Origin of the sequence: Streptomyces sp. NBC_00876, assembly GCF_045207435.1 — a bacterium.
Classification (GTDB): Bacteria; Actinomycetota; Actinomycetes; order Streptomycetales; family Streptomycetaceae; genus Streptomyces.
Genome location: NZ_CP108800.1, coordinates 4806648 through 4821245 on the forward strand (window position 1 = coordinate 4806648; position 14598 = coordinate 4821245).

The 14598-nt window shown below is 73.1% G+C and carries 13 protein-coding genes; 4 read left to right on the forward strand and 9 right to left on the reverse strand.

Translation table 11 applies throughout. The features are described 5' to 3' along the window. Positions 1-436: 436 nt before the first annotated feature. Genes OG782_RS21030 through OG782_RS21045 form a run of 4 tightly spaced genes read right to left on the reverse strand, consistent with a single transcriptional unit; the run spans position 437 to position 4360 of the window. Positions 437-1408, reverse strand: a complete 972-nt coding sequence (locus OG782_RS21030; protein ID WP_406453192.1) for an ABC transporter substrate-binding protein — start codon at positions 1406-1408, stop codon at positions 437-439. A gap of 32 nt (positions 1409-1440) precedes the next feature. Beyond that, complete coding sequence (locus OG782_RS21035; protein WP_406453194.1) at positions 1441-2286, reverse strand: ABC transporter ATP-binding protein; 846 nt, start codon at positions 2284-2286, stop codon at positions 1441-1443. Beyond that, the gene (locus tag OG782_RS21040; protein WP_406453196.1) at positions 2283-3353 is read right to left on the reverse strand and encodes a FecCD family ABC transporter permease; all 1071 of its coding nucleotides are present in this window, start codon (positions 3351-3353) and stop codon (positions 2283-2285) included. The genes OG782_RS21035 and OG782_RS21040 overlap by 4 nt, the downstream gene beginning before the upstream one ends. Beyond that, entirely contained in the window at positions 3350-4360 is a 1011-nt protein-coding gene (locus OG782_RS21045) for a FecCD family ABC transporter permease (RefSeq protein WP_406453198.1), read from the reverse strand. The genes OG782_RS21040 and OG782_RS21045 overlap by 4 nt, the downstream gene beginning before the upstream one ends. 103 nt (positions 4361-4463) lie before the next feature. Here OG782_RS21045 and OG782_RS21050 point away from each other — a divergent pair, with 103 nt between their 5' ends. Beyond that, the gene (locus OG782_RS21050; RefSeq protein ID WP_406453200.1) at positions 4464-5087 is read left to right on the forward strand and encodes an HAD family hydrolase; all 624 of its coding nucleotides are present in this window, start codon (positions 4464-4466) and stop codon (positions 5085-5087) included. Positions 5088-5124: 37 nt separating this feature from the next. On the opposite strand, the gene OG782_RS21055 is transcribed toward OG782_RS21050, so the two are convergent. Continuing rightward, positions 5125-5349 (reverse strand): hypothetical protein, encoded by a 225-nt coding sequence (locus tag OG782_RS21055; RefSeq protein ID WP_406453202.1) that lies wholly within the window; start codon positions 5347-5349, stop codon positions 5125-5127. A gap of 210 nt (positions 5350-5559) precedes the next feature. On the opposite strand from OG782_RS21055, the gene OG782_RS21060 reads away from it, so the two are divergent. Beyond that, the gene (locus tag OG782_RS21060; RefSeq protein ID WP_406453204.1) at positions 5560-5943 is read left to right on the forward strand and encodes a cold-shock protein; all 384 of its coding nucleotides are present in this window, start codon (positions 5560-5562) and stop codon (positions 5941-5943) included. A gap of 15 nt (positions 5944-5958) precedes the next feature. Here the strand turns inward: OG782_RS21060 and OG782_RS21065 are convergent, their stop codons facing one another. Genes OG782_RS21065 through OG782_RS21080 form a run of 4 tightly spaced genes read right to left on the reverse strand, consistent with a single transcriptional unit; the run spans position 5959 to position 9474 of the window. Next, the gene (locus tag OG782_RS21065) at positions 5959-6816 is read right to left on the reverse strand and encodes a 1,4-dihydroxy-6-naphthoate synthase (protein WP_406453206.1); all 858 of its coding nucleotides are present in this window, start codon (positions 6814-6816) and stop codon (positions 5959-5961) included. Beyond that, positions 6797-7501 carry a futalosine hydrolase gene (locus OG782_RS21070; protein ID WP_406453208.1) on the reverse strand — a complete coding sequence of 235 codons (705 nt, stop codon included), beginning with the start codon at positions 7499-7501 and terminating at the stop codon, positions 6797-6799. The genes OG782_RS21065 and OG782_RS21070 overlap by 20 nt, the downstream gene beginning before the upstream one ends. 29 nt (positions 7502-7530) lie before the next feature. Then, complete coding sequence (locus OG782_RS21075) at positions 7531-8010, reverse strand: DUF2771 domain-containing protein (RefSeq protein WP_406453210.1); 480 nt, start codon at positions 8008-8010, stop codon at positions 7531-7533. 27 nt (positions 8011-8037) lie between these two features. After that, complete coding sequence (locus tag OG782_RS21080; RefSeq protein WP_406453212.1) at positions 8038-9474, reverse strand: MFS transporter; 1437 nt, start codon at positions 9472-9474, stop codon at positions 8038-8040. A gap of 420 nt (positions 9475-9894) precedes the next feature. Between OG782_RS21080 and OG782_RS21085 the strand changes: the two genes are divergently transcribed. Beyond that, positions 9895-10830 carry a DUF3027 domain-containing protein gene (locus OG782_RS21085; protein WP_406453214.1) on the forward strand — a complete coding sequence of 312 codons (936 nt, stop codon included), beginning with the start codon at positions 9895-9897 and terminating at the stop codon, positions 10828-10830. Positions 10831-11358: 528 nt separating this feature from the next. Further along, complete coding sequence (locus tag OG782_RS21090; RefSeq protein ID WP_406453216.1) at positions 11359-14571, forward strand: sacsin N-terminal ATP-binding-like domain-containing protein; 3213 nt, start codon at positions 11359-11361, stop codon at positions 14569-14571. The last annotated feature ends 27 nt before the right edge of the window (positions 14572-14598 follow it).

Sequence of the window (14598 nt, forward strand, 5' to 3'; positions counted from 1 at the left end):
CAATCGCCGGACGGGCTTTTGTGCGGGTGCCCCGCGGGGCGCCTTGTCCGGTGGGTGGGGGTGGGGCCCCTCCGGGGAGACTCCTCAAAAATGGCGTGTGCACCCCGGTCCGTGAGGGACTCGGGTCGTACGCCATTTTCTGCGGGGACTCCCCTGCACGTCCCCACCCGGCCGTCATCGCGTCTGCACGCCGGCGGTAGTACTGCCGCAGACGTGGGGCGGCCGGTCCGGGGGCGTGCAGGGGAGTCCCCGCAGGGCGACGAACATCGACCCGGGTCCGCTGCGTACCCGCCGAACGTTCGTCGTCCGAGGAGTCTCCCCGGAGGGGCACCGGACCCCCACCACGCGGGGAACGCGCCTCCGCGTCGCGGAGCACCCGCACCAAGCCCGTCCGGCGATTGAGGACGGAACCCCGCGCCCCGGAAGACCCCCGCCGTCAGCCGGTCATCTTCGTCTGGAACTCGTCGAGGATCTGGCCCGCCGCCGTGTAGCCGATGCCGGCGATCCACAGGCGGTCGTCGACCTTGAAGACCTTGCCGTTCTTCGAGGCGGTCAGGCCCTTCCACAGGCCGCTCTGCATCGTCTTGGTCGTTCCCGCCTTGTCCGGGTCGCCGTACGTCGACGTGAAGACGACATCCGCGTCCGCGAGGTCGATCTTCTCGGGGGAGACGTCGTAGGAGAAGCCGTCCTTGGCCTTGTCCGTGATGGCGGGGCGGCCCATGCCGAGGTCGGCGAGGATCGAGCCGATGTAGTTCTGCTTGCCGTAGATGCGGATGTCGGCGCCCTCGACGAAGCGGACGAAGTTGACGTCCGTGGCCGCCGCCTTCTCCTTGCCGCCGATCGCCTCGGTCACCTTCGCGACGTGGGCGTCGTACGCGGCGACGACCTTCTTCGCCTCGGCCTGCTTGCCGAGCGCCTCGGCGTGCACCTGGAAGTTCTCCTTCCAGGCGGTGCCGGTGGACTCCGTCATCACGGTGGGGGCGATGGCGCTGAGCTGCTCGTAGCGCTCGCCGTCACGGACCTTGCTGGTGAGGATCAGGTCCGGCTTCAGGGAGGCGACGGTCTCCAGGTTGGGGTTGGCGATCTCCCCGACCTCCGTGAGCTTCTTCGTCTTCTCCGCCGGCAGGTACGTGGGGAAGCCGTCCTCCGTCGCGGAGTGCGTCGCGCCGACGGGCTGCACGCCGAGGGTGAGCGCGGAGTCCAGCTCGCCGGTGTCCAGGACGACGACCCGCTCGGGCGTCACGGGGACCTTCACGTCGCCCATGGCCGTCTTGACGGTGTGGGTCGTGGCGGCGCCGGCCTTGGCGGTGCTGTCGCTGTCGGACGAACCGCAGGCGGAGAGGGCGAGCGCGCCGGTCAGGGCGAGGGCGCCGAGGGTGAGTCCGCGGCGGCGCAGGTCGGTGGACATGGAAGGGGTGGCCTTTCGTGGAGGGTGTGGTTTCAGGACGACGGCTCGGGCTGCCAGGGCGCCCCCGGCACGACCAGCGGTGAACCCGTCACCGGGTCCGGGACGATCACGGCTTCGAGGCCGAAGACCTCGCGTACGAGCTCGGCGGTCACGACGTCCTGCGGGTGGCCCTCGGCGACGATCCGGCCCGCCTTCATGGCGACCAGGTGGTCGGCGTACCGGGCGGCCTGGTTGAGGTCGTGCAGCACGGTCACCACGGTCCGGCCGCGGGTACCGTCCGCCGCCGGGGCGGCGAGCCGGCGCACCAGGTCGAGGACCTCCACCTGGTGGGCTATGTCGAGGTACGTGGTCGGCTCGTCGAGCAGCAGCAGATCGGTGTCCTGGGCGAGGGCCATCGCGATCCAGACGCGCTGGCGCTGACCGCCGGAGAGCTCGTCCACCGAGCGGGAGCCGAGCGCGGTGACATCCGTGCGCTCCATGGCCTCGGTCACCGCCCGTTCGTCCTCCTGGGACCACTGCTGCCACCAGTGCTGGTGGGGCTGGCGGCCGCGGGCGACGAGGTCGGAGACGGTGATGGCCTCGGGGGCCACGGGGGTCTGGGGGAGCAGCCCGATCGACTGGGCGATCTTCTTCGTCGGGATCTTCGAGAGCTCGGTGCCGTCCAGGAGCACCGCCCCGCCGCGCGGCTTGAGGAGCCGGCCGAGCGCGCGCAGCGTCGTCGACTTGCCGCAGGCGTTCGGCCCGACGATGACGGTCACCTTCCCGTCCGGGACGGCGAGGTCCAGTTCGTGGACGACGGTGCGGTCCTCGTACGCGAGAGTGAGCTCGCGCACCGTCAGGCGGCTGGTCACGGCGTCCTGCTGCCGGGTCGTGGTCATGCGTTGCCTCCCCTGCGGCCACCGTGACCGCGGATGATCAGCCAGATCAGATACGGGGCGCCTACCGCCGCCGTCAGGACGCCCACCGGCAGTTCGGTGGGGGAGAAGAGCCTGCGGGCCAGCAGGTCCGCGAAGACGACGATCACCGCGCCGAGCAGCGCCGAGCAGAGCAGCGGGATCTGCGCGGTGCGCGTCATCCGGCGGGCGATCTGCGGGGCGAGCAGGGCGACGAAGTCGACGGGCCCGGCCGTCCCCGTCGCCACGGACGCCAGGATCACGCCGAGCACGACGAGCCCCAGCCGTACCCGGCCCAGCCGTACCCCGAGCGCGGTCGCCGTGTCGTCGTCCATGGACACGGACCGCTGGGCGCGTGCCGCCCACAGGACGGCGGGCAGCAGGATCAGCAGGGTCCAGCCGATGGGCGCGGCCTCGTCGTAGCCGCGGCCGTTGAGCGAGCCGGTCATCCAGATCTGGGCCTGCTGGGCGACGAGGTAGTCGCCCTTGGTCAGGAACAGGGTGGTGACCGAGCGCAGCGCGATCGCGAAGCCGATGCCGATGAGGACGAAGCGGGTGGCGTGCAGGCCGCCGCGCCAGGCGAAGGCGTACACGAGGGCCGCCGCGGCGACCCCGCCGATCACCGACAGGTACGGCAGCACGGTGTACGAGGTGATGCCGAACGTCATCGCGCCGACCGTCAGCGCGCTCGCGCCCTGGCTGATCCCGATGATGTCGGGGCTCGCGAGGGGGTTGCGGGCCACGGTCTGGATCAGCGCTCCGGCGATCCCGAAGGCGAGGCCGACGAGGAGCCCGACGACCATGCGGGGCAGCCGCAGCGTGCCGACGACGAGTTCGTCGGCGGAGGGCCGCCCCAGGATGACGTTCACGACCTCGGACGGTGCGACGAAGCTCTCGCCGACGCAGAGGTACGCGACGCAGACCACGGCCAGCAGTGCGACGAGCGATGCGGCGACGACGGCGGCCCGGCGGTGCAGCAGGAACCGTCCGCGCGTCCCTATCGTCACGAGGCTGTAGCCGGAGGGCCGTACGGCGGCCGTCGGGGCGCTCATGCGGGCACCGCCTTCCGGCGCACCAGCGTGACCAGGAACGGCACCCCGATCAGGGCCGTCATGACCCCGGCGGGCACCTCGCTCGGCGGGAAGAGGATCCGGCCGATGACATCGGAGACGAGCAGCATCACGGGTCCGATCAGGGCGGCCATCGGGAGCACCCAGCGGTGGTCGTTGCCGACGATCGCGCGGGCGATGTGCGGTACGGCGAGACCGATGAACGCGATCGGACCGGCCGCCGCGACACCGGCGCCGGTGAGCACGGTGGCACCGATACCGCCGACGATCCGCACGGTCGCGATGCTCTGGCCCAGCCCCTTCGCCATGTCCTCGCCGAGCGCGAGGGCGTCGAGGCCGCGGGCCACGGAGAGGACGAGGAGGGTCCCGACCAGCAGGAAGGGCCAGATCTGCTGGGCCACCTGGGCCTCACGTCCGGCGATCGAACCGACCTGCCAGAACCGGAACTCGTCCAGCGCGGACGCCTTCGTCGTCAGCACGGCCATGGTCACGGACACCAGCAGCGCGTTGATCGCGGCGCCGCCGAGCGCGAGCTTCACCGGGGTCGCGCCGCCCCGCCCGCTGGAGGCGACGGCGTACACGGCGACGGAGGCGATCGCCGCGCCCGCGAAGGCGAACCAGACGTACCCGGTGAGCGTGTGGACGCCCGCGTACGCGATGGCCAGCACCACCCCGACCGAGGCGCCCTGGCTGATGCCGAGGATGCCGGGGTCGGCGATGGGGTTGCGGGTGATGCCCTGGAGCACCGTCCCGGCCAGGGCGAGCGAGGCGCCGACCATCAGCCCGATCAGGGTGCGGGGCACCCGCATGTTCCGGACGACCTCGGCGGCATCGGAGTGCCCGCCGTGCAGCAGGGCGTCCAGGACGGCGGACGGGGCGATGGAACGGGCCCCCACGGCGAGACTGAGCAGGACCGCGAACAGCAGCGCCACGACGGCCGCCGCCGTCATGAGAGCGCGTCTGGAGCGGCGTGGTGCGGCGGCTGACATCGGACCCAATCGAAAGCGAAACAAGGTTAGGCTGGGCTAAGTCTAGGTGTCGCCTCCGCGGGGCCGACCGGGGGTGTGCCGAGACCTGACGGGGCCCGGCACAATGGACGGCATGGCTTCGCGCGCACTGACGGTCGGCTTCGACCTGGACATGACCCTCGTTGATTCGCGCCCCGGCATCAGGGCCGCCTTTGTGGCGCTGGCCGCCGAGACGGGCGCGGTGATCGACGTGGACCTGGTGGTGAGCCGGCTGGGCCCGCCGCTGGAGCACGAGCTGGCGAACTGGTTCCCGCCCGCCGACGTGGCCGCGATGGCCGACCGCTACCGCGAGACCTATCCCGCCCACGCGATCGCCCCGGCGCTCGCGATGCCGGGCGCCCGCGAGTCGGTCGAGGCGGTCCGCGCCCTGGGCGGCCGGACGATCGTCGTCACCGCGAAGTACGAACCGAACGCGAGGCTGCACCTGGCGCATCTCGGCATCGAGCCCGACGTGATCGTGGGCAGCCTGTGGGCCGAGGCGAAGGCGGGCGCCCTGCGGGAGCACGGAGCCGGTGTCTACGTGGGCGACCACACGGGCGATGTACGGGGCGCCAGGGCCGCCGGCGCCCTGTCGGTGGCCGTGACGACGGGCCCGTGCGATGCGGCCGAGCTGCGCGCGGCGGGCGCGGACGTGGTGCTGACGTCGCTGGCGGACTTCCCGCAGTGGGTGAAGGAGCACGCGGCGTAGCGCTTCGCCGGGTGCGGGGCCAGGGGGCGCCTGCGCGCTACGGCTTCGGCGACCCCGCGCGCACCGACCGGACCACGCCCGCCGCGGCGATCAGGAAGCCGACGCCCATCAGCATGCACAGGGACCAGGCGATGGACGGCAGCGGGTCGGTGCCGAGGAAGAGCGGGGCCATGGTGACCAGGGTCGACAGGGCGCCGAGGAAGAACACGATCGCGCCGATCCGGACCAGCCGGTCGCCTGCGCCAGAAGATGTAGTACTCACCCGGCCAGGGTAGTTCCCGGCGGTGGTGAACCGGCGCCGGGCGCCCGGCGGGTGAACCAGGTGCCGTTTCCGGACAGAGTCCGGATGACCAGGGTTGACGAGGGGTACTTCACCTGTAGAGGCTGCTGCCAGCAGGGGAGCCTGACCACAGGACGGCCTGACCTGCTGAGGGCCTTGTTCCGGCATACGGGTTGAGATGGGGTGCGTGCTTTGCCGACTGGCAAGGTCAAGTGGTTCAACAGCGAGAAGGGCTTCGGCTTTCTCTCCCGCGACGACGGCAGCGACGTCTTCGTGCACTCGTCCGTGCTCCCCGCCGGAGTCGACGCACTCAAGCCCGGCCAGCGCGTCGAATTCGGCGTGGTCGCCGGACAACGCGGTGACCAGGCACTTTCCGTCGCGATCCTCGACCCCACCCCGTCCGTCGCGGCCGCCCAGCGCCGCAAGCCGGACGAGCTGGCGTCGATCGTGCAGGATCTGACGACCGTGCTGGAGAACATCACGCCGCTGCTGGAGCGCGGCCGCTACCCCGACAAGGCGGCGGGCGCCAAGATCGCCGGTCTGCTGCGCGCGGTCGCGGACCAGCTCGACGTGTAGCGCCGGGGAGACCGACTAGCCGAACGACAGCGCGTCCGGGCCGAGGGGCGGAACCAGTCCCTCGGCCGCGGCGCGTGTCAGCAGGCCGCGGATCGCCGCGTAGCCGGCCTCGCCGAGGTCGGCGGTGAACTCGTTCACGTACAGACCGATGTGCTGGTCGGCGACGGACGGGTCCATCTCCTGCGCGTGCTCCAGGACGTAGGGGCGCGAGGCTTCGGGGTCGTCCCAGGCCATGCGCACCGAGGTGCGCACCGACTCGGCGAGCAGCTTCAGGGTGTCCGCGCCCAGGGAGCGCTTCGCGATGATCGCGCCGAGCGGGATCGGCAGCCCGGTCGTGTCCTCCCAGTGCCGTCCCATGTCGGCGAGGTTGTGCAGACCGTAGTTCTGGTACGTGAAGCGCGCCTCGTGGATGACGAGACCGGCGTCCACCTTCCCGTCCCGCACCGCCGGCATGATCTCGTCGAACGGCATGACGACGATCTCGCCGACCCCGCCCGGCACCATGTCCGCGGCCCAGAGGCGGAACAGCAGATAGGCGGTGGAGCGCTCGCTCGGCACGGCGACGGTCCTGCCCGTCAGGTCCGTGCCCGCCTCCTTCGTGAGGACGAGCGGCCCGCAGCCGCGCCCCAGCGCGCCGCCGCACGGCAGCAGCGCGTACTCGTCGAGGACCCAGGGAAGCACCGCGTACGACACCTTGAGCACGTCCAGGTCGCCGCGCTCGGCCATCCCGTTGGTGATGTCGATGTCCGCGAAGGTGACATCGAGGGCGGGCGCGCCGGGGACCCTTCCGTGCGCCCACGCGTCGAAGACGAACGTGTCGTTCGGGCACGGCGAGAAGGCGATCCGCAGCGGGTCAGGAGTCGTTTCGGTCATGGTGGGTCCAGCCTTCCAGTACGGGGGTGAGCTTCCCGAACGCGTCGGTGAGGGCGGCCAGCGCGTCGCCGATGCGCCAGGCGTCGCGGTCGCGCGGGCCGACGGCGTTCGAGACGGCCCTGATCTCCAGGACGGGGACGCCGGCGCGTTCGGCCGCCTCCGCGACCCCGAAGCCCTCCATCGCCTCGGCCACGGCGCCGGGGTGTGCGGCGAGGAGGGCGGCGGCACGGTGCGCGCTGCCGGTGACGGTGGAGACGGTCAGGACGTCGCCGGTCACCGCACGGGTCGCGGTGACCACCGCCCGCACCAGCGAGCGGGGCGGGAAGTGCCAGACCCGGCCGAAGCCGAGATCGCTGACGGGCACGAAGCCCGCCGGGGTCTCGGCGCCCAGGTCCGCCGCGCCGATGCGGCCGGCCACGACGAGGGAGCCGACCGGGGCGGCCCCGGCGAACCCGCCGCCGATGCCGGCCGAGATCACCAGGTCGTAGCTGTCCGAGGCCAGGGCGAACGCGGCCGACGCCGCCGCGGCGGCCGGTCCCGCGCCGCCCGCGAGGACGTCGAAGGGGCCCGCGCGGTGGATCTCCGCGCCCGGCACCGTACGGACACGGACCTCGTCACCGGCCCCGAACGCACGCGTGACCGCGTCCCGTTCCACCGGGACAGCGGTCACGACAAGCACACGCACGGGAGGAGTCCTCCGAGGTCAGGAGGGGATCAGTCGGTCTTCTTGAGCTCGAAGTGCCAGATGCCCAGCAGCTCCTTGCCCTTGGTCTCCACGATGCTGAGCTGCGTCTTGTCCGTGGTCTCGCCGGTCTGGCTGGCGAAGAAGGCGCTGCCCGGAATGGTCCGGTAGGTCTTCTTGTTCGGCTCCTGCTCGGCCTGCTGGCCGTTGATGAAGATCGTCCAGCCGTTGTCCGCGACCTCGGGGTCGACACCGAAGTGGACCTTGTCCTCCATCGCGACCTTGACGGTCTTCTCCGCCTTCTTGTTCAGGCAGCTCTTGATGTCGGATTCCTTGAGAGCCTTGCCGTCGTTGTAGCAGGACGCCTCGGTACTCACCGAGTTGTCGCCGACCGTCACGGTGGCGAGCGGCGTCGGCTTGTCGCAGGCGGAGAGGACAAGGAGTCCCGCGGACACGGCACCAAGAGCGACGCCGATTCGACGGCCCTTACCGGAGAAGAACGCAACGGTCATGGGCCGAAGGCTATCGGTCGCTCCGGCTCACGCCACGCGGGGGTGCGGCGAGCCGCGCCGAGCGGCCCCCAGCAGCCCCCGTACGGACGCTGCGGCACCGAGCGCGAGGATGCACGCGGCGACGGACATGCCCAGTACGCCGTTGAGGGGGAGGGCGATCCCGATCGCCCCGCCGACCACCCAGGCCATCTGGAGCGCCGTCTCCGAGCGGGCGAAGGCGGAGGTCCGCACCTCCTCCGGCACGTCGCGCTGGATCATCGCGTCCAGCGACAGCTTGGAGAGGGCCTGGGTGAAGCCCGCCACGGCCGCGAGCGCGGCGACCATGACCGTGCTGAAGAAGACGGCGGCCAGCACGGCGACGCCCAGGGCCAGGCCCAGCACCGAGGCGACGATGATCTCGGGGCCGCGGGCCCTGAGCCAGGAGCCGACCGCCGTGCCCAGCGCGTTGCCCACCCCGGCGGCTACCCCGACGATGCCGAGCGAGATCGCGGCGCTCTGCCCGGCGAGCGGGTGCTCGCGCAGCAGGAAGGCCAGGAAGAAGATCAGGAAGCCGGAGAGCGCCCGGTGCGAGGCGTTGGCCTGGAGTCCGTGCAGGACCGAGGGGCCGACGGAGCGCAGGCCGGGCCGCTTCTCACCGCTCTTCTCCTTGGACCTGGCCGGTCTGTTTCCGGTCCTGGGCGCCTCGGACTTCCGCAGCGGTTCGGGCCGGGGCGCGTTCTCGGTGTGCGGCGGCACCAGGTGCGCCTTGCGTTCGCCCTTCGCCGAGTCCACCTTGTGCGGCAGGGTGAAGGCGAGGATCGCGCCGCCCACGAAGATCACGCACGCGCCGTACAGCGGCCACGGCGGTCCGATGGTCTGCAGCCCCGCCCCGATGGGCGCGGCGGCGCCGGTGGCCAGGAGACCGGCGAGGGTGACCCGTGAATTCGCCTTGACGAGTGAGAACCGGGGTGGCAGCAGGCGCGGTACGACGGCGCTGCGCACCACTCCGTACGCCTTCGAGCAGACCAGCACGCCCAGGGCCGCCGGATACAGCTCCAGGCCGCCGGTGGCGACCGCGCCGGACATGGTGAGCGCCAGTACGGCCCTGGCCAGCATCGAGCCCGCCATGGCGGCGCGGCGGCCGTGCGGCAGACGGTCCAGGAGCGGGCCGATGACCGGGGCGAGGAGGATGAACGGTGCCATCGTGACGGCGAGGTAGAGCGCGACCCGGCCGCGGGCCTGGTCCGTCGGTACGGAGAAGAACACGGTCGACGCCAGCGCGACCGTGATCATCACGTCGCCCGCGCCGTTCACCGCGTGCAGTTCGATCAGCTTGCCCAGCCCGGATTCGCCGGCCCCATGGGCGTGTGTCGCCTTCCGGATGCCCCTGGCGGTTCCGGTGAACGGGGTGTGGAGGGCATGACCGATCGACCGGCCCGTCCTGCGGAGCGGGCCGGATCCGTCGTGCGACCTGGCAGAAGCCACTTGGTCATAGTGCCCCAGTACCCGCCGTCGCGAACCGAGATCGGGGCGGGGCGCGGTGTGTACCGCCCCGTCGGGTCAGTGATCGGGCAGGTCGCAGGGGGTGCGGAGGAGCGGATCGGGGCGGCCGCAGTGCGCTTCCCGCACGGGACACGGCGTCGGATACGGCGTCGTTTGGGACGGGCAGGTGGGCGGGGAGCGGCGGAGAGGGTAGCGTGCGTAGCGCGCCACCGGCGGTTCTTCTTGGCCGCGCGCCTCTCGGCGATCCCGCAGAATGGGTTGCAGAAGGTGCGCCCGAGGCAGGTACACACGGGTGTGGACGTCGACGCGGCCCCCAGGTCCGCTCCGCCCGCAGCCGTATGGCCGAAATCGATGGATGTGCTGGCGCGCTCGTGAGACTGGCGTAGGAGAGAAGCGAGACCTGTGAGTGCTGCGACGACGCGAAGCCGTACGGCCCGTACCCCTGTTCCCGACCGTTTGTGCGCCGAGGCGGTAGACCTCGCCCGCACGGCGGCCGAGGAGGCAGCCGCGCCAGGGGTCGTGGGTGAGCATGTGGCCGTGGTCTCCGAGGGGGACCGGGTCGTCACGCACTACTTCGAGTGCAAGGACCCGGGCTACCGGGGCTGGCGCTGGGCGGTGACGGTCGCCAGGGCCTCCCGTGCGAAGAACGTCACCCTGGACGAGACGGTGCTGCTGCCGGGCAGCGACGCGCTGCTCGCGCCGGAGTGGGTGCCGTGGAGCGAGCGGCTGCGGCCCGGCGACATGGGGCCCGGCGATCTGCTGCCCACCGAGGCGGACGATCTGCGCCTGGAGCCCGGCTACACCGGCGAGGACGAGCCGCCGCCGAACTCCGCGGTCGCCGGGGTCTCGGCCGAGCTGGCCGACCTCGTCGAGTCGGAGGACGCGGAGCTGACGACGCGCCCGGAGCCGCCGCGTCGCGGTTCGATCGCGGCGGTCGCGGACGAGCTCGGCATGCGGCGTGCGCGGGTGCTGTCCCGGTACGGGCTCCACGCTGCGGCCGACCGCTGGGACGAGGGCTTCGGCGCGAAGACGCCGATGGCCCAGGCGGCTCCGGCCACCTGCGTGTCGTGCGCCTTCCTGGTCCCGCTGGCGGGCTCGCTGAAGCAGGCCTTCGGGGTGTGCGCGAACGAGTTCGGTCCGGCGGACGGGCATGTGGTGTCCCTGTCGTACGGGTGCGGCGGGCACTCGGAGGCCGCGGTGATGCCGAAGCCGCCGAAGCCGGCACCGCATGCGCTGGACACGATGCAGGTGGACGAGTACCCGCTGCGTCCGGCGCGGGACTCCGGCTCGGTGCCGGTGGAGACGGACGAGCCGTCGGAGGACCTCGGCCACTCCTGAGGCCGTGGCCGGGGGGTCCGGGGCCCGCTGCGGGTGGGGGGACGGAGTGCAGGCCGCTCCGGCGTACCGGGTCCGTCCTCAATCGCCGGACGGGCTTGATGTGGCGCGGCCCGTCCGGGCGCACCGCCTTGTCCTCAATCGCCGGACGGGCTTGATGTGGCGCGGCCCGTCCGGGCGCACGGCCTTGTCCTCAATCGCCGGACGGGCTGAGTCTGCCGGGTCTCAGGGCTGCGTCGAGCCCGGCATTCCCAGCCCGTCCGGCGTGCCGGTTGCGTCCTCGACCGCCGGACGGGCCTGATCTGCTCGTCGTGTCCGGTCAGCCCGTTCCAGCCCGCCGTGGGGGTCCCCCATGCCCTTGAGGCTGTGGGGGAGATTGAGGACGCAACCCCGTATCCGGGGCTCGGTGCCGGGTGGTTTCCGGCCGTCCAGGGGCCATCCCAGCCCGTCCGGCGATCGAGGACGAAGGGACCCGGTAGCTTCGGGCGCACACTTGGCGGCACGGGCGTCACCGGAAGAGGGAGTCACAGCGTGAGCATCATTGGGACCGAGGGGGCCGACCCATTCGGAACCGCGCGGCTGCGACGCGGCGTGCTCGACGCCTGGGGTGCGGGCCCCGCCCGCTTCCGTGAGGACGCCAACGCCGAGGAGGACCTCGCGCTCGGCGGCTACCGCGACCGCCTCGTCGTCGAACTGGCCCAGAACGCCGCCGACGCCGCAGCCCGCGCCCGCGTGCCCGGCCGGCTCCGGCTGACCCTGCACCCGGCGACCGCGACCGCCCCCGCGGTCCTCGCCGCCGCGAACACCGGCGCACCCCTGGACGCCACCGGCGTGGAGTCGCTGTCCACCCTGCGGGCCTCCGCCAAGCGCGAGGGCCACGAGGGGGCCGTCGGGCGGTTCGGCGTCGGGTTCGCCGCCGTGCTCGCGGTGAGCGACGAGCCCGCCGTCGTCGGCCGCCACGGAGGCGTGCGCTGGTCCCTCGCCGAGGCCCGCGACCTCGCCCGCGAGGCCGCCGTCGGCAGCCCCGGGCTCGGCGACGAGCTCCGCCGCCGCGACGGCCACGTACCGCTGCTGCGCCTCCCGCTGCCCGCCGAGGGCACCGCCCCCGACGGCTACGACACCGTCGTCGTCCTGCCGCTGCGCGACGGCGTCGCCCAGGACCTGGTCGGCCGGCTGCTCGACGCCGTCGACGACGCCCTGCTGCTCACGCTGGCCGGCCTCGACGAGATCGTCGTCGAAACCCCGGACACCGTACGGACGTTGCGCCGCTCGCAGCACGGCCCGTACACGCACATCGAGGACTCCGCGCACGGTACGAACCGCTGGCGCACCGTCACCCGCCACGGCCCCGTCGAGCCCGCCCTGCTCGCCGACCGTCCGCTGGAGGAACGGCTGCGGCCGCACTGGTCGGTGACCTGGGCCGTCCCCGTGGACGCGGAGGGCGCCCCCGTCAGCCCCCGTACCGCCCCCGTCGTGCACGCGCCGACGCCCACCGACGAACCCCTCGGCGTCCCCGCGCTGCTCATCGCCTCACTGCCCCTGGACACCACCCGCCGGCACCCCGCGCCCGGCCCGCTCACCGACTTCCTGGTGCAGCGCGCGGCCGACGCGTACGCGGAGCTGCTCGCCGGCTGGCAGCCGGTGTCCGTCGCCACCATCGCCCTGGTGCCCGGACCGCTCGGCAAGGGCGAGCTGGACGGGGCCCTGCGGGGCGCCGTACTGGAACGGCTGCCGCGCGTCGCGTTCCTGGAGCCGGCCGCGCCGCGCGACCCCGCCGCCGAACCGGACCGGTGGGACAGCTGGGACGCGGGGCCGGAGAGCGCCCGCGAGGCCACCACCGCGCTGCGGCCCATCGAGGCCGAGGTGCTGGAGGGGGTCGGCGCCGAGACGGTCGCCGTGCTGGCCGAGGTGCTGCCCTGTCTGCTGCCCGCCGGCCTTGAGCGCCGCACCGAACTGCGCACGCTCGGCGTCGCCCGTGTCCCGCTGACCGAGGCGATCGACCGGCTGGCCGGTCTGGAGCGCGATCCCGGCTGGTGGCGGCGGCTGTACGACAGCCTGGCCGGCGTGGACCCGGACCGGCTCTCCGGGCTGCCCGTGCCGCTCGCCGGAACGGCGTCGCAGGGGGCGGACCCCGAGGCCCCGGCCGTCCCGCGTACGACGATCGGCCCCCGGCAGATCCTCCTTCCGCTGCCGGACGGGCTGACCGGACCGGTCCTGGGCCGGCTCGCCCGGCTCGGGCTGAAGGTCGCCCACCCGGACGCCGCGCACCCGCTCCTGGAGAAGCTCGGCGCCCTGCCCGCCACGCCGCGCGCCGTGCTGACGACCCCGCAGGTACGGGCCGCCGTCGCCGCTTCCATGGACGCGGGCGAGATCTGGGACGAGGACGCGCTGGACGGCGACGAGCTCGTGGAGACCGTCCTCACCCTCGTCCGGGACGCCGACCTGGCCCCCGGCGACGAGCCCTGGCTCGGGGCGCTCGCCCTGCCCGACGAGGACGGCGAGAGCGCACCCGCCGGTGAACTCGTGCTGCCCGGCAGCCCGTTCGCCGCGATCATGCGCGAGGGTGAACTCGCCCTCTGCGACGAGGAACTGGCCGGCCGCTGGGGCGAGCAGCCGCTCACCGCCTGCGGGGTGCTCGCCACGTTCGCCCTCGTCCGGGCCACCGACGTGGTCCTGGACCCGGACGAACTGGAGCCGCGCGACAACGACTTCGCCGAGAACGACGACGCCGGACTGCTCGACGCCGTCGACGTGTGGTGCGAGGACATCCTCGACCAGCTGCCGGACACACCCGTGCCGCCGGTCGCCACCGAACTCGTCGCCGTCCGCGACCTCGACCTCGTCGACGACGACGCCTGGCCGCAGGCGCTCGCGCTCCTCGCCCAGCCGCCGCTGCGTGACGCGCTGACCCAGCCCGTACGGGTGCTGCTCCCGGACGGCACCACGCAGTCCGTACGCCCGTACACCGCCTGGTGGCTGCGCGACCATCCGGTGCTGGACGGCCGCCGCCCGGCCGGTCTGCGCGCCCACGGCGGCGATCCCCGGCTGGCGGGCCTGTACGACTCCGTCGACGCGACCGGGTTCGACGACGCCCAGGTGCTGCGCGCCCTCGGCGTGCGGACCTCGGTCGCGGCCCTGCTGGACGAGCCCGGCGGTGCGGCCGAACTCCTCGGGCGGCTCGCGGACGAGGACCGGCAGGTCGGTCCCGTACAACTGCATTCCCTGTACACGGCGCTCGCCGAACTCGACCCGGATCAGGTCACGCTGCCGGACGACCTGCGGGCCGTCGTCGACGGTGAGGTGCGGGTCGTCGACGCGGCGGACGCGGTGATCGCGGACGCCCCGGACCTGCTGCCGCTGACCGGGGGCGTGGCGCTGCTGCCGGTCGCCCCGGCGAACGCGGCGGAGCTGGCCGAACTGTTCCAGGTGCGCAGGCTCGGCGAGAGCGTCGAGGCGGAGGTGACGTCCGAGGGCGAGGAGCACGAGGTACCGGACCCGGTCCGCATCCTGCTCGGCCCCGGCACCCCGGACACGTACATCGAGCACGGCGAACTGCGTGCGGGCGGCGTCGAACTGGACTGGCGGCGCACCCCGGACGGGGTGGTGCACGCCTCGACGCTGGAGGGCGTCGCGGCGGGCCTGGCCTGGGCCGCGGGCCAGTGGCCGCGCCGCTTCGAGGTCGCGGCGCTGCTGGAGGACCCGTCCCGTACGGCGGAACTGGCCCGGGACCGCTGGTTCGACTAGGGCCTGTGGTGAGAGGCCGGCCACGCA

Coding starts and splice junctions, on each gene's coding strand:
- OG782_RS21030 (WP_406453192.1), bottom strand. CDS start 1,408: ATGTCCACCGACCTGCGCCGCCGCGGACTCACCCTCGGCGCCCTCGCC.
- OG782_RS21035 (WP_406453194.1), bottom strand. CDS start 2,286: ATGACCACGACCCGGCAGCAGGACGCCGTGACCAGCCGCCTGACGGTG.
- OG782_RS21040 (WP_406453196.1), bottom strand. CDS start 3,353: ATGAGCGCCCCGACGGCCGCCGTACGGCCCTCCGGCTACAGCCTCGTG.
- OG782_RS21045 (WP_406453198.1), bottom strand. CDS start 4,360: ATGTCAGCCGCCGCACCACGCCGCTCCAGACGCGCTCTCATGACGGCG.
- OG782_RS21050 (WP_406453200.1), top strand. CDS start 4,464: ATGGACGGCATGGCTTCGCGCGCACTGACGGTCGGCTTCGACCTGGAC.
- OG782_RS21065 (WP_406453206.1), bottom strand. CDS start 6,816: ATGACCGAAACGACTCCTGACCCGCTGCGGATCGCCTTCTCGCCGTGC.
- OG782_RS21075 (WP_406453210.1), bottom strand. CDS start 8,010: ATGACCGTTGCGTTCTTCTCCGGTAAGGGCCGTCGAATCGGCGTCGCT.